General features: G+C 60.0%; 12 protein-coding genes and 2 pseudogenes. 9 read left to right on the forward strand and 5 right to left on the reverse strand.

Annotated features, from left to right (window positions below; translation table 11 throughout):
* Positions 1–334: 334 nt before the first annotated feature.
* On the forward strand, positions 335–1,726 hold the full coding sequence (locus tag PQR53_RS08355; RefSeq protein WP_408452230.1) for an aminotransferase-like domain-containing protein: 1,392 nt from the start codon (positions 335–337) through the stop codon (positions 1,724–1,726).
* A gap of 30 nt (positions 1,727–1,756) precedes the next feature.
* Here PQR53_RS08355 and PQR53_RS08360 read toward each other — a convergent pair whose 3' ends face one another.
* Both PQR53_RS08360 and PQR53_RS08365 read right to left on the reverse strand, forming a co-directional pair.
* Positions 1,757–2,137, reverse strand: a complete 381-nt coding sequence (locus PQR53_RS08360; RefSeq protein WP_408452231.1) for a DUF5594 family protein — start codon at positions 2,135–2,137, stop codon at positions 1,757–1,759.
* Positions 2,138–2,664: 527 nt separating this feature from the next.
* Complete coding sequence (locus PQR53_RS08365) at positions 2,665–3,381, reverse strand: amidohydrolase family protein (protein WP_408452232.1); 717 nt, start codon at positions 3,379–3,381, stop codon at positions 2,665–2,667.
* Here PQR53_RS08365 and PQR53_RS08370 point away from each other — a divergent pair.
* The 3 genes from PQR53_RS08370 (at position 3,274) to PQR53_RS08380 (ending at position 6,600) form a co-directional block, all read left to right on the forward strand.
* Positions 3,274–3,999 carry a helix-turn-helix transcriptional regulator gene (locus tag PQR53_RS08370; protein WP_408452234.1) on the forward strand — a complete coding sequence of 242 codons (726 nt, stop codon included), beginning with the start codon at positions 3,274–3,276 and terminating at the stop codon, positions 3,997–3,999. The genes PQR53_RS08365 and PQR53_RS08370 overlap by 108 nt on opposite strands.
* Positions 4,000–4,540: 541 nt before the next feature.
* Positions 4,541–5,746: a YcaO-like family protein gene (locus tag PQR53_RS08375; protein ID WP_408452235.1), complete on the forward strand. Its 1,206-nt coding sequence runs from the start codon at positions 4,541–4,543 to the stop codon at positions 5,744–5,746.
* Positions 5,747–5,754: 8 nt separating this feature from the next.
* Positions 5,755–6,600, forward strand: a complete 846-nt coding sequence (locus tag PQR53_RS08380; RefSeq protein ID WP_408452237.1) for a class I SAM-dependent methyltransferase — start codon at positions 5,755–5,757, stop codon at positions 6,598–6,600.
* An 80-nt stretch (positions 6,601–6,680) separates the two neighbouring features.
* Here the strand turns inward: PQR53_RS08380 and PQR53_RS08385 are convergent, their stop codons facing one another.
* Positions 6,681–6,869, reverse strand: coding sequence for a hypothetical protein (locus PQR53_RS08385; RefSeq protein ID WP_408452238.1), 189 nt, complete (start codon positions 6,867–6,869; stop codon positions 6,681–6,683).
* Between the two features lie 85 nt (positions 6,870–6,954).
* On the reverse strand, positions 6,955–7,863 hold the full coding sequence (locus PQR53_RS08390; RefSeq protein WP_408452240.1) for a LysR family transcriptional regulator: 909 nt from the start codon (positions 7,861–7,863) through the stop codon (positions 6,955–6,957).
* 155 nt (positions 7,864–8,018) lie between these two features.
* On the opposite strand from PQR53_RS08390, the gene PQR53_RS08395 reads away from it, so the two are divergent.
* The 4 genes from PQR53_RS08395 (at position 8,019) to PQR53_RS08410 (ending at position 13,530) form a co-directional block, all read left to right on the forward strand.
* Complete coding sequence (locus tag PQR53_RS08395; RefSeq protein ID WP_408452241.1) at positions 8,019–10,139, forward strand: 3-hydroxyacyl-CoA dehydrogenase NAD-binding domain-containing protein; 2,121 nt, start codon at positions 8,019–8,021, stop codon at positions 10,137–10,139.
* A gap of 122 nt (positions 10,140–10,261) precedes the next feature.
* Complete coding sequence (locus PQR53_RS08400) at positions 10,262–11,470, forward strand: acyl-CoA dehydrogenase family protein (protein ID WP_408452242.1); 1,209 nt, start codon at positions 10,262–10,264, stop codon at positions 11,468–11,470.
* A gap of 12 nt (positions 11,471–11,482) precedes the next feature.
* Complete coding sequence (locus tag PQR53_RS08405) at positions 11,483–12,613, forward strand: acyl-CoA dehydrogenase family protein (protein ID WP_408452244.1); 1,131 nt, start codon at positions 11,483–11,485, stop codon at positions 12,611–12,613.
* A 545-nt stretch (positions 12,614–13,158) separates the two neighbouring features.
* A complete protein-coding gene (locus PQR53_RS08410) occupies positions 13,159–13,530 on the forward strand; it encodes a hypothetical protein (protein WP_408452246.1) in 372 nt (123 codons plus the stop codon).
* A gap of 91 nt (positions 13,531–13,621) precedes the next feature.
* Here the strand turns inward: PQR53_RS08410 and PQR53_RS08415 are convergent.
* A pseudogene (locus PQR53_RS08415) lies at positions 13,622–14,386 on the reverse strand (aspartate aminotransferase family protein); the annotation flags it as partial.
* A 2-nt stretch (positions 14,387–14,388) separates the two neighbouring features.
* Between PQR53_RS08415 and PQR53_RS38970 the strand changes: the two are divergent.
* Positions 14,389–14,604: pseudogene (locus PQR53_RS38970) on the forward strand (porin); the annotation flags it as partial.
* Positions 14,605–14,859 lie beyond the last annotated feature (255 nt).

Genomic DNA, 14,859 nt, shown 5'->3' on the forward strand with positions numbered 1-14,859 from the left:
GGTTTGCTAAGTAAAAGATGGTGCGCGTTCGATCCGTGCGCGCTTCTCTCAATGCAACGGCCGTGCCATTGATCGGCCTCGTCAATGCGATCAATCGGCAATCAATTCGGTCTCGATTCGAGATGCGACTCGAAAAAATTTTTGGCGCGAAGCTTGCGTGTAGCCGGAGCATCGCGATGCGATCGCCTTTGGCGGCTCGAATCGCACCAGCCGGGTGCGGTCTGTCTGTCGAGACGTGTCGGCGTGGTGCAGTCATTCACCACGGACGATCAATCCGATCATTGATCGCATTCAAATCCAATCAATGTTGACTTCCTCCAGCCGACGCCTATCAATGAGCAGCCCGACACATCACTGGATCAAACGCCTCGCCGACATTCGCAAGCCGGCCTACCTCGCGATTCCCGAACTGATCGAGGAAGATCTCGCCACCGGCAGGCTGCGGCCGCGCGACCGCTTACCGGGACTACGCGAGCTGGCCGAAGAACTCGCGCTGAATTACACGACGGTGGCACGCGCTTATGCGGAAGCGCGCAAGCGCGGCTTGCTCGATTCGCGCGCCGGCAGCGGCACCTTCGTGCGTGGCCGCACCGCTACCTTGCCGCTCGCCGGCGGCAGCAGCATCGAGATGTCGATGAACACGCCACCGGAGCCGCCCGACTATGCCGCGCGTTTGCGCGACTCGGCGGCTCGCCTGATGAACGACAGCGATCCCTATCAGTTGCTGCGTTATCAGGATTTCGGCGGCTCGGCCGCCGACAAGGACGCTGGCGCCGAATGGCTGAAACGTCGCGTGCCGCATTGCGACGCGCAGAACGTACTGGTGTGCCCCGGCATTCACAGCGCGCTGGTGGCGCTCGTCTCTCAGTTGGCGCGGCCCGGCGGCACGATCTGCCTCGATACGCTGGCCTACCCCGGGATCAAGGCAATCGCCGCACAACTCGGCGTGCGTCTGCAAGCCCTGCCGCGCGACGACGAAGGGCCGCTCGCCCACGCTTTCGAAGCGCTCTGCAAGACCGACAAGCCGAGCGCGTTCTATTGCAATCCGACGCTGCAAAACCCGAGCACGCTGACGCTCACGCACAAACGGCGCGAGGCGCTCGCTGACGTCGCGTTGCGCTATAGCGTCCCGATCATCGAAGACGATGCGTACGCCATGCTGCCGCAGAGTGCGCCCGACGCGCTCGCGAGTTTCGCCCCCGAACTGACCTACTACGTCACGGGTCTATCGAAGAGCCTCGGCGCCGGTTTGCGGGTTGCGCATCTGCACGCGCCAACTGCAAGGCAAACCCAGCGCCTCGCCGGTGCGTTGCGCGCGACGACGGTAATGGCAAGTCCGTTCACGGTCACGCTCGCGACGCAATGGATCGCCGACGGCACCGCGCTCGACATGCTCAACGCGATCCGCAATGAATCGCGTGCACGTCAGGCGATTGCGTCGCGCATGCTCGAAGCGTGGCCTTACGAAGCGCATCCGGACGGCTTTCATTTGTGGTTGCCGGTGCCGGTCGAAAGCGGCTGGAGCGTGTCGGAACTCGCGTTGCAACTGCGCAATCAGGGCATCGCCGCGGTTGCAGGAGCGGCGTTTTCCACCGACGGCAATCCACCGAACGCGATGCGCGTGTGTCTCGGGGGCTCGAAAACGCGCGATGAATGTGAAGAAGCGCTACGCATCGTGGGCGAGACACTCGATCATCCGCATCATTTGCATTCTCCGGTGATGTGAGGTGTTCGCCTGGATCAACGCGGCGATGACCTAAGATTCGAAGTCGAGGCCGCCGATCAATATTGCCGGCTCGGCCTGGGTGTGCGAGAGAAAATCGAGTTCGCGCACGTGGCGCCAGGCTTCGAGTTTGCGCGGCAATGCTGCCAGATAGCCGGCGAAGCGCGCCGGCCCTTCGGAACCCATCAGCCGTTCGATCTCGTCGCTGTCCCAGGTCAGAAATAGATTCAGCGGGTGTGGGTAGTGGCGCAGGTCTTCGATTGGGGTTGCGTGGATCCGCACGCGAGTGGGGTGTCCGTGGCCGCCATAAGGCAGCACTTCGGTATGCACGCTGGTGGTGAAACAGGCGGCAATCGCCTCGGCGATACGCGGCGCAAACTGTTCGTCGAAACGGGCGGCACTTTCTGGATGCATTTGATGTCTCCGACGGTCTTCATGACGAGCCAGGCATCGTAGCATGGGGGGGTGGCCGCGCTTGCAGTTGGCGCGGCGTGCGGGTATGTCGCTTGTGGCTTAAACCGCTTTTTTTCTTTTGGCCTTTTGGCCTTTTGGCCGTTTGGCCGTTTGGCCTCTTCTTGAATTGTTATCGGTCTATTAGTGTTGCCCCTGTGCGGGGCGGCACTTACTTTCTTTGCCGCCGCAAAGAAAGATAAGCAAAGAAAGCGGCTCACACCGCCAGCTCATAAGCGGGGCCCTCGCACAGTCGCAGTAGTGGTGCATCTGGAATCCGTGCTCTCGCACATTCAGCCCTGGTGACAAGGCCGTCATACTTCCCGCCTCGCACTGCGTGCGTCGCGGATGGGTTTGCCCGGGGAACCCCCAGCGGTGGTTGGCTTGATCGCGTGGTTGCGTGGTTCGCGTAATTAGCGTGGTCGCTATGGTCGGCGCGGCGCGTGGTTCTTCACTCGCCGCCCGTCCCCGCATTTTTTGGCCAGACTCTACTAATCAAGGTTGCCGTACACCGTCTCGCCCTCGAACAACGTCATCATCGTTTCTATTTCCACTATCCGATGCGGCGCTACGTCGCGCAGGTCGCCGCTCAATACCGCCAACGACGCCGGACGGCCCGCGCTCAGTTGGCCCGCCCTGTCGTCGAAGCGCAAGCTGTAGGCGGAGTTGTGCGTGTACGCCTGCATCATCGTTGCAAGACCAACGCTTTGCTCCAGAAGGAACGGCACGTCGGCGATGTCGCCCGGTCTCGCCCGGCGCAATGCGGTCTCCATCGCCACCAAAGGGTTCTGTGTCGATACCGGCCAGTCAGAACCGCCGGATAATAGCGCCCCGTGACGGTGTAAATCACCAAACGCATACTGGCGGCTCATTCGTTCCTCACCCAGTAATTGCGTGTACAGCGCCAACAGATCCGGTGCAATGCTGCCCCATACGGCCTGAATCGAGGCGATTGCACCGGTCTGGGAAAAACGCGGGATGTCCTGTGCGTCAATCAGTTGTACGTGCGCCAGTTGCGCACGGCGGTCCCGCTGGCCGCGTTCGTCGTTCAATGCTTCGAGCGCGTCCAGCGCCATGCGCACCGCCCGGTCCCCAATCGTATGGAAGTGCAGGTCGAAACCGGCTGCGTCAGCGGCAAATACTGCCTCGCGGAGTTGCGCAGGATCCCAATGCGCATCGAGTGGATCGGCAGCTATGCGCCCGACCACGAAAATCTGCAGCGGACCATGGAGAAGTACTTCGGCAGTTTCGTGGACCGCGATCCGCTCAACGACCGCATTTCGAATGTGCAGCAGATCGAGCTGATTCATTTGTCCGCGCAGGCTATCGAAGATACCGAACTGCGCTGCCTGATCTACCACGTCGCCAATATTCACGACGAATGCGTGGTGGTGCGACCGTCGAACGGCATCGCCTATTCGTTGTCGGTCTGCCGCTCGCGGCGCCTGCCGGCGTTCTCGCTGTACGAGCTGAGCGTACTCAAGCATTTGGGCCAGATGTTGCTGCCGCTCGCGGAACTGCACACGCGCATGGTTGGCGTACCACTCGACGACAACGTCAACCGGCTCGCACCCGCCGACGTATTGCAGGCCTATCTGACGCGCCGCTCGATCTTGCTGTCGTCACGCGAGACGAGCGTGTGTTCGGCCTTCGTCAAGGGCATGACGACACTGTCGATCGCGGAGTCGATGGGCGTAAAGGAATCGACGGTCGAAACATACGCCAAGCGCGCCTTCGCGAAGCTCGGCGTAAATTCACGCCGCGGCTTGCTGTCCGCCGTGCATGGCGTGGGAGCGGATGAACGCCTTGTCACGAACGCCGAATGAGTGATAGCGCAAATATCTGATCGCGATCCGGCGCGGCGTGATGTGCGCCATCGGCGCGCTCCCCGCTCATCCTGCCGCAGCGCTGGAGTACGCGAATTTGATTTCGCCTGCTCATAGGCCAAAAAACGCCTGTCACGACGGGCCTTATAGCTACTTTGGCCCGCTCAGGCCGTCGCATGTGGAATTGTCATTTGGGACATTAATCCGCGCCATGACGTCGCAGGGTTAGCGATCATTACATTATCAAATCATATTTCTTACTATTTAATTACTGCCCACCGGCAGCGTGGTATCGCCGAATAGCGGATAACCACAATCGGCGCGTAATGATCCGTGTTCTTTAATTCCAATTGGAGGTAGCTATGGGCTACATGATGGGCATGTACACGAGTGACTACGAGGAAACCCAATTACTATTGGACTCACGAGAAGCTGAGGAAATAAACTTTGATGCAATTTTAACTGAGGAGGAAATCGAAATTCTTTCCACCTAAGTTAGGAAAGGGGGAATTCGCGCCCCCTTTTTAAAGGGAGTTTATACATGCAATGTATCGTACCAGAACGCTCCGTTTCCCTCGCCGAGGCCGAAGCGAAGATCGATGCCCAACTGCGCGAAAACGCTGTGCGAATTAGGCTGGAACGCTTCGGTACGCCACTTTCAAGCACCGTTGCAACCTTGGACTCGGATGAATTCAATGAAAGTTGCCGTGGGTGCGGAAAAGGATATGAAGACGAGGCTCGGGTCGGCGCGAAATTCGAAGCGTACGAACACCAGTATTCCTTGCCATATTTTCGAGCCGCTTGCGAGCTCATGCCCTTTGCAGAGGTAGCAAGGCAACCCGCGTTGGCTGAGATGCTGCCACTCCGGATTCTCGCCAAAAACAATCCAACGCAACTCGGCACAATACGATTTGACGATGAAAAATCGCTTCCCCCCCTTCACTACCCCGCTTTTCTGATCGACTACAAGCATCCATCAAATAGACTCAGCGGGGACGACGCCGATTATCAACTTGGCAAACGCTATTCCTGCGGCACCGGCTTGGCAGCTGGAGTGGGATATATCGAAGCCGCTATCCATGCGGTGAGTGAAGTAATCGAGCGGCATAGCGTGGGATGCTTTATGGCTCAGCATTTCTTCTATTCCGCACAGCAAGCCGTGCGGGTTGTTTCGCCGGATTCACTACCCGATGACGTCGCACAGGTATTTCATGATGCCGAGTCATGTCTGAATTCCAGAATCCAGTTGATTGACGCGACCAGCGCGATCGATTGTCCCGTCTATATCGCACGCTGCGAGGACAGAAATATTGCAGGTGTTCACGTGATAGGAGCGGGTTGCTCAATCTATTCCAGTCACGCAGCAACGCGGGCGATCAAGGAGTTGGTTCAACACCACCGCATTGCTGAAAGTGTCGAGTGGGTTCGCGACGAGTGGCGGCGGCATATGCTGCATTTAAGTCCGATGCCCCGGCTTCAGGAAGCTCTGGCGGCAGACCTTGATTCACAACCGGGAATCAGAATGACCGAGGTGTCCTTCCCGGCAGATCCGCCCAGTTTACCGCTCGCCGCACAACTTACTTCACTTAAAGACAGGTGCGGGACTGCAGGACTTCCGATCTGGTCGAAAGAACTGCATACCGCGGAACTAGGCATTAGCCTGGCCTGTGCCGCGATGCCGAATATGGAGCGATTCTCTATCGTATCGCTCGGCAACTACGTTGTTCCAACCTATAACTACATCTGAGTTATCTGATGCCGGTAGTCAGGATAGGAAAAAACAAACAGCACGCGATCTATTTTCTAAGAGGCGAAGCCAATACCTGGCTCGGAATCAGATCAAAAACGCATGATCTGAGCCGGTACAGCGTCATTGAACCCGAGACTCTGCAAGGGAAAATACTAGCCGACTCAAGCTCCGGTGACTCTCATCATTTTGAAGTTCTGGTCCCGAAACACGCCGGCTGGAAGCAGGCATTATTTGATCGCGCCAACCGGATAAAAGGCTTCGACATTCACTGTCCCTACCCTCCGTTAGGAGAGACAGGTGATGAATTTATATGCCCAGATTCTTTCTGGACGGAATGCGCTACAAACCCAGCCAGTCTGGATCAGGAGGAATCGCACTTCCGCTCTTTTACTATCAACTTCCTGCGGGATATCGTTCATCCTGGCTGCGTTATCTATGACCCTGCCTGTTCAACCGGGTCGTTTTCTGGCTATCTGAAAGCGTCGTTGCCCCAATGCATGGTTCTGGCATCGGACGCCTCGCCATCAATGGCTCGGACAGCGAGAAACAAAATAGATCACGCATTTGTCTGCGATGCGCTGCACCCCGCAGTGCGGGACCATGCGTGCGACATCCTGATTTGTCGCTTCCTTAACCATGAAGTGATGACCACCACATTGGCGAATCAAATTTTTTCAAGAATGGTGCGATTGATAAAGCGCAATGGAAAAATGATAATTTTTGGACATACGCCAATTTTAATTGATATCCCCAGGATCAGTCAGAAATATGGAATGACATTAACGTCAAGCCTTGGACGCTCGGAGATTCCGAATGGTCTATTCCAATACTATGTCGTCGAGTCTCACTGAATTTTAATGCGGCACGTGCGGAAAACGAGTCGGCGCTATAGAGCCTGCACGCGGCTCAGGCGCATAACCCGCACGCCTGTTCACCCGGCGCGCTTGTTTCGTTGAGCGCGCCGCGCGCGCCAGCGGATCAGGAAGCTGAGCAACGCAGCGAAGGCCGCGGTCGCCGCATAGCCGGCGAGGCGGATGGCCGTCTCGCTCGGCAAACGCGAGACCATCGCAACGACAATGACGATTGCAAGCAAAGCCAGACATGCGATTGCCCATTTCATCTCCGTCTCCCCCCGGTTGAATGTGCTGCCCGAGCGCGCACGGCTATCCGCCGTTTTACCAAGCATACCGCCAACCACTTGCCGTTCAAGCGGCAACCCCTCTGCCACTTCCGCTTGCCTGCTCCAGAATGAACTCGATAAAACTCGCGGCGGCCCGCGTGTGATGACGATTCGGCATGTAGAGCATGTACATGTTCGTGCCGAAGATGCTTAGCCGCCATTCATCGAGCGCCGTCACCACGTCCCCGCGACGCAGGTCGTCCTGCACCACATAGTCAGGCACCAGACCGACGCCCAGGCCAGCCAGCACCGCCTGGCGCAGGAACAGAAAATTCTCGGAAATGATCGTCGGTTCCAGCAGCACTTCGTGGCGCTCGTCGCGCAGATAAGCCGCCACCCGCAACTGCCTGCCGACCACCGCTGCCGTAATCAACGGCGCCGTACGCAGATCGTCGAGCCGCATCGGCATGCCGCGGCTCTCCGCAAAATCCGGCGATGCACAGGCAACATATCGCACCGGCCCCATGTCGCGCGCGACCAGATTCTGCGGCGGCTCGGACATCACCCGCACCGCGATGTCGACCTCGTCACGCATCAGATCCTCGACACGATTCTCGAACATCACATCCAGCACGATGCCCGGATAAAGACGCTTGAACGCAATCAGCCAATCCGACATCACCAGTTGCCCATAGCCGCTTGGCACACTCAACCTCACGCGCCCCTGCAAGCTCTGCCCAAGCATGGTCACCGACTCGCGCGCGGCCAGCAGCGCGTTCTGGATCGTGCGGCCATGCTCGTATAACTGCAGACCGATTTCAGTCGCCTCGACCCGCCGCGTGGTGCGCCTGACCAGTTGCAGTCCAACCGAACGCTCCAGCTGATTCAGGTGATAACTCACATTCGCGCGGCTCATTTTCAGCCGGCGCGCGGCTTCGCTCAGGTTGCCCGCATCGAGGATATCGACCAGCAAGGTCAGCGAATTGACGTCCATGACACGCGCCTTTGTCAAAATAATTTTGACAGTCTGTCAATCGCCTATGTAATTGTCAATAAACCTTCACCAACCGACAATCGGAGAATTCGCCAGAGCCGCTATCCCCGATCCCCCTCGATCTGGCCGGTAACCAACAGTCAGGAGACGACACGATGACCCAGAACCCTTCCGCCGATGTTGTGACGCGCGAATTGCGCGGCAAAGTCCTGCTGGTGACGATCGACCACCCGTCGGTCAACGCCTTGTCCGCCGACGTGCGGCGCGGCCTGCTCGCCGCTGTCGAAACCGCGGATGCGGACCCAGCCGTCGAGGCCGTGCTGATCGTCGGCGCCGGGCGCAACTTCATCGCGGGTGCGGACATTCGCGAGTTCGGCAAGCCGCCGGTGCCGCCATCGCTGCCGGACGTCTGCAACCGTATCGAGACCTGTACGAAGCCCGTGGTGGCCGCCATTCACGGCGCGGCGCTCGGCGGCGGCCTGGAAGTGGCGCTGGCGGCGCACTACCGGCTCGCCGTGGATGGCGCGAAGCTCGGTTTGCCGGAAGTGCAGCTCGGCCTGCTGCCGGGCGCAGGCGGCACGCAGCGCACGCCGCGCCTGATCGGTGCGCAGGCCGCCCTCGAACTGATCCTGAGCGGCCGTCACGCCGGCGCGAAGGAAGCGCTCGCGCTCGGCCTCATCGACCGGCTGGGCAGCAGCGGCGACATTCTCGCTGAAGGCCTCGCCTATGTGCACGAACTGCTGGCCGCTCACGCGCCGGTGCGGCGCACGCGCGACGCCGCGGCGCTCAGCGACCGCGCAGCGAGCCTCGCCGCCGTCGCCACGGCACGCGCGGAAACGGCGAAGAAATCGCGCGGCCTGTTCTCGCCGCTCAAGATCGTCGATGCCGTCGAGGCCGCCATCGAACAACCCTTCGAAGACGGCCTACGGCTCGAACGCAAATTGTTCCTGGAATGTATCGACAGTCCGCAGCGCGCCGGCCTGATTCACGCGTTCTTTGCCGAGCGTGAAGTGCTGAAGGCGCCGGAAACGCGCGATGCAAAACCACGCGCGCTGAACCGGATCGGCGTGGTGGGCGGCGGCACGATGGGCGCGGGGATCGCCGTCGCCGTCCTCGATGCAGGCCTGCCGGTGACGATGATCGAACGCGACGACGCGTCGCTCGCGCGTGGCCGGGCGCACATCGACAAGGTCTACGACGGCCTGATCGCCAAAGGCCGCATGAGCGCGGAGAAAAAAGCCGACGTGATGGCACGCTGGCACGGCAGCACGTCGTACGACGCGCTCGCCGACGCCGATCTGGTCATCGAAGCCGTCTTCGAGGACCAGGCGGTGAAAAAAGCCGTCTTCGCCGAACTCGATCGCGTTTGCAAAGCCGGCGCGGTGCTCGCCACCAATACGTCGTATCTCGACATCGACGCGATTGCGGCCAGCATCTCGCGCCCCGCTGACGTCATCGGCCTGCACTTCTTCTCCCCCGCCAACATCATGAAGCTGCTGGAAGTGGTGGTGCCCAAGCAGGTCAGCGCGGACGTGGTCGCCACCGCGTTCGAACTCGCGAAGAAACTGCGCAAGACGCCGGTGCGCGCGGGCGTGTGCGACGGCTTCATCGGCAATCGCGTGCTGGCGGTCTATCGCAGCGCGGCGGACGCGATGATGGAAGACGGTGCGTCGCCCTATCAGATCGATGCGGCCGTGCGTGCGTTCGGCTTCCCGATGGGGCCGTTCCAGGTGGTCGATCTGGCGGGCGGCGACATCGGCTGGGCCGCGCGCAAGCGTCGCGCGGCCACGCGCAATCCCGCGGCACGCTACGTGCAGATCGCCGACCGACTGTGCGAACGCGGCTGGTTCGGACAGAAGACCAGTCGTGGTTTCTATCTGTACCCCGAAGGTTCGCGCAGCGGCACGCCGGATCCTGAGGTCGAGGCCATCATCGACGCCGAGCGTCAACGCGCCGGCATCACGCCGCGCACTTTCACCGACGAAGAGATCATGCGCCGCTACATGGCCGCGATGATCAACGAAGGCGCCAACGTCGTGCACGAAGGCATCGCGCTGCGGCCGCTCGACGTCGACGTCACTTTCCTCTACGGCTACGGTTTTCCGCGCTATCGCGGCGGTCCGATGAAATATGCCGATACGGTCGGCCTCGCCACGGTTCTCGCGGACATCCGCGAGTTCGCCAACGAAGACCCGCTGCTCTGGCAAGCGTCGCCATTGCTGGTGGAACTGGTTGAGCGTGGCGCCGATTTCGCAAGCCTCAATCAGCTCGCTTGAGACGGCACGTCATTTGGCGCATTCTCGACCGGTGGGCGCCTGCCCGGCCGCCGGTCGACCGATCCACGGACCACTGCTTCCCCGCTATGCCGGCCCAATAAACCTCCAGGAAAGAACCCGCCATGGATCTGAAGTTCACGCCTGAAGAAGAAGCTTTCCGCACTGACGTGCAGCGCTTTTTGCGCGACAAGCTCCCGCAGCGTCTCGCCGACAAGGTACACGGCGGCCGCCGGCTCACGCGCGACGACATGGCCGAGTGGCACGCCATTCTCAACGCGCGAGGCTGGCTCGCCAATCATTGGCCGAAGGAGCACGGCGGCCCCGGCTGGAATGCCGTCCAGAAGTTCATCTTCGAAAACGAATGCGCGTTGGCGGGCGCCCCGCGCGTCGTGCCGTTCGGCGTCAACATGCTCGGCCCGGTGCTGATCAAATACGGCAACGAGGCGCAAAAGCGCCACTGGCTGCCGCGCATTCTCGATGGCTCGGACTGGTGGTGCCAGGGTTATTCAGAACCGGGCGCGGGCTCGGACCTCGCATCGGTCAAGACTACTGCTGTACGCGGCAGCGACGCGCAAGGCGAGCATTACATCGTCAACGGTCAAAAGACGTGGACCACGCTCGGTCACTTCGCGAACATGATCTTCTGTCTCGTGCGCAGCGCCACCGACGTGCGCAAGCAGGAAGGCATCAGCTTCCTGCTGATCGACATGAACACGCCGGGCATCGACGTGCGGCCGATCATCACGCTCGACGGCGAGCACGAAGTCAACGAAGTGTTCTTTACAGACGTGCGCGTGCCCGTTGAGAACCTGGTGGGCGAAGAGAACAAAGGCTGGACCTACGCCAAATATCTGCTCACGTATGAGCGCACCAATATCGCGGGCGTCGGCTTCTCAGTGGCCGCCCTCAACCGGCTGCGCAAGATTGCTGCAACACAGCAGCGCAACGGCCGGCCGCTAGCGGACGATCCCGCGTTTGCAGCACGCATGGCACGCGTCGAGATCGATCTGGAGAACATGAAGACCACCAATCTGCGCGTGATCGCGGCGGTGGCCGGCGGCGGCGTGCCGGGCGCCGAGAGTTCGATGCTGAAGATTCGTGGCACCGAGATCCGCCAGGAAATCTCCTCACTCACGCGTCGCGCGATGGGACCGTACGCGCAGCCGTTCATCGAGGAAGCCTTGCACGAAGGTTTCGAAGGCACGCCAGTCGGCCCGGCCGAAGCCGCAAGCGCGGCCTCGCTCTACTTCAACAATCGCAAGCTGTCGATCTTCGGCGGCTCCAACGAAATCCAGAAGAACATCATTTCCAAAATGATCCTGGGACTGTAAGGGGCGCATGCCATGAATTTCCAGCACACAGAAGACCGCCGCATGCTGGCGGATACGCTCAATCGCTTTGTCGCCGAACAATATGGCTTCGAAACGCGCGACCGGATCGCCGGCTCGGCTGAAGGCTTCAGCGCAGCGTTGTGGAATCGCTTCGCGGAACTCGGCATTATCGGCGCGTTGTTCGATGAAGCAGAAGGCGGTTTCGGCGGCAGCGGTTTCGATATCGCTGTCGTATTCGAGAGCCTGGGCCGTGGCCTTGTGGTCGAACCGTTTCTAGACACACTGATTGTCGGACAGGCGATCGCGCGTGACGGCAGCGAAGCGCAGAGAGCCACGCTAGCCGAAGTAATCGAAGGCTCGCGTCTGGTGGCGCTCGCGCATGGCGAGCCGGACGGTCACTACGAACTGGCGCGCGTCACCACGCACGCGGAACGCAGCGGCGACGCATGGAAGCTGAACGGCGCGAAAGCGGTCGTTCAGCAAGGCGAGAACGCATCGCTCTTTCTCGTCTCCGCGCGCACGGAAGGTGCCGACGACGCAGAAGCCGGCATCACACTCTTTCTCGTACCGCGCGAGGCAGCGGGCGTCAGCGTGCGCGGCTATCGCAAGATCGACGGCGGCCGGGCCGCCGAGCTCAGCTTCGACAACGTCACACTCACCGATGACGCGCTGCTGGGCGCGTCCGGTGACGGCTTCGCGACGCTCGAATACGCGATCAGTTGTGGCGTGCTGGCCTTGTGTTCCGAAGCCGTCGGCGCGATGGATGTCACGAAAGACTACACGCTTGAATACTTGCGCACACGCAAGCAGTTCGGCGTGCCGATCGGCAGCTTCCAGGCGTTGCAGCATCGCATGGCGGATCTGCTGCTCGAGATCGAGCAGGCGCGATCGGCAGTGATCAATGCCGCGGCGGCGCTTGGGGCCGAACGCACGGTGCGGGAACGCGCGGTTTCGGCGGCGAAATACAGTATCGGCAGGATTGGAGCGATGGTCGCCGAGGAATGTATTCAACTGCATGGCGGTATCGGCATGACGTGGGAATTGCCGCTTGCTCACTATGCGAAGCGCCTGGTGATGATCGATCATCAGCTTGGCGATGAGGATCATCATCTGGAGCGGTATATCGCGCTCGGCAGAGGATGAGCGCAGGCGTGCTTTCTGCGCCGCCTTCAGATCACGTATGACGAAGGGGCGAGCACCTGCTTCGACCACATGAAAACATGAAGGCGTCTTCCTGACCGATGCGACATGTTATCGCTGGCGCAAGCGCTCGTAGAAACACATCCTCGGCGTATGGCGGACCCATGCACCTCGTGCGGCTTACAACCCCCAAAAGACCTCGGCGTGTTCCTACAAGCGCTTGCGGCAACCGTCTGCGAAAAAACGCGAACGATAAGATCGTGGCTTTCGTATCGACAAAATCTCAATCGAAGCAAATAGAACTCGCTCAGCGACCTCGAGATTCTGTCATCACGCGTATAACGAATTTATAAAACCGAAGGGGGGGTACCGTTAACGCTCCATATCTGTGACGCATGTCCCGCTCCTGTCTCGCTGCCAGCTCAACCCGCATGCCTTCTTTATCAGGAAGCTCACCCTTTATACAAAGGATTTAGACGCAGCTCGATATCATCGCTCCGCTTGATGCCACTGCTTTGCAGCGAGGCGTCATTCTTCGGAGAAAAATCATGTTTGAAACTGGCAAAGAGTACTCTCGGGAAGATATCCATCGGGTAACGGGAGGATGCAAACAGGCCTTCTTGCCTGTGAAGGGCGGAAAGGTCGTCGCCGCGCGATTGCGTCAGGATCTCAATCCGTATGCCCCGGATGTAATCGTCTGTGATAGCAGCGCCGCTGCACGTGCGGCCGGCCGAACGCTTGCGCGACAAACCGACCCGCTTCCTGTTTTTGTCCGGACGGCAACGGACCGCTTCCGTTACATGGGCGAGTACATCACTGAGGAATCGTTCACCGCGCCAGGCGACTACGCAAAGTACGTGGAGAACACGGGATTTACGCTTGGTCAGATTTCGCGCGTGATCAAGATGAAACGCCGTTGATCGCAACGGGGTCCTTGATTCTTCAGTGACTCCTTCGCCGGCTGGTTGTTGCTCGTGCCCAGCCGGCGAATCTCAATCGATAGCGGCGTCATTACAGCGAGCGTTCAATCGCCTGCGCGAGCAGCGCCAGGCCCAGGTCGATCTCATCTTCGTGGACAGTCAACGGAGGCGCGATCCGGAACACACCGCCCATCCCGGGCAACTGCACGATGTTCATGCTGAGCCCCAGGTTCATGCACTCGCGTGTGATCTTCGCGCCAAGCCCATCCGCCGGCTCTTTCGTGCGGCGGTCCTTGACGATCTCCATACCCAGAAGCAGCCCTCGTCCGCGAATGTCGCCGATGCACTCAAAGCGTTCCATCAGATCCAGCAGGCCGCGTTTGAGTCGCTCGCCCATCAGGTTCGCGCGCGCAACCAACCCCTCGCGCTCCACGACATCCAGCACCCGCAGACCGACGGCAGCGGGCAGCGGATCGGACACATGGGTCGTATAGAACAGGTAACCCAATTCATGGGCCCGCTCCTCGATCTGTGCGGAGGTCACGACGGCCGCGAGCGGCAGACCGGCGCCAAGCGTCTTCGACAAGGTGAGAATGTCGGGCGTGACGCCATCGCGCTGGCAGGCGAACATCGTGCCCGTGCGCCCGACTCCGGTTTGCGCTTCATCGAGGATCAGCAGCATGCCGCGCTCCTCGCATTTGCGCTTCAGTGCGGCCATGTAGCCTTCCGGTAATTCGATGATTCCGCCGGAACTGAGGATCGGCTCTGCAATGAAGGCAGCAAGATTGCCGCTGGACTGACGATCGATGAGATCGAAGGCATAGTCCAGTTCCGCCAGGTAATCGTATTCGCCATGGTGGAACGTATAACCTGTCAAAACGCACCTTCCTCTATTCCGAAGTCGGTTACATCCACAATAGTTCCACCTCGAACATAGGGTTGAGTGACGGCTTTACCGATCCGTACGGCGCCAACATCAACGACGATCCGGCCAGCGGCAACAGCGGCAGCACCGCACCGGATTATGGCCAGAGCCAAATGGGCGTATTTGCCGGCATCGTAACCACCTTCTGAAAAGGGCACGAATAGCTCCGATGTGACGGACGACGCCCGCTATGGACTCCCGCTATGCAGCGAGAGGTTTATGCCGGCTCAAGCCTATGCGGGCGTCGAGGAAAAAACCGCACCCGTGCGTGAAGCTCAAGGCACCTGCCCCCTGCAGGTTCAGCGTACCGACAACCAGTTCTGAAAGAAGATGACGAAAACTTCATCAACGCGTCAGTGCCAGGACACTTCATTTGCCTACAGTAGGAGGCTCAGATTGTAAAA

It is taken from the genome of Paraburkholderia fungorum, from assembly GCF_046027605.1.
Taxonomy (GTDB): Bacteria; Pseudomonadota; Gammaproteobacteria; order Burkholderiales; family Burkholderiaceae; genus Paraburkholderia; species Paraburkholderia fungorum_F.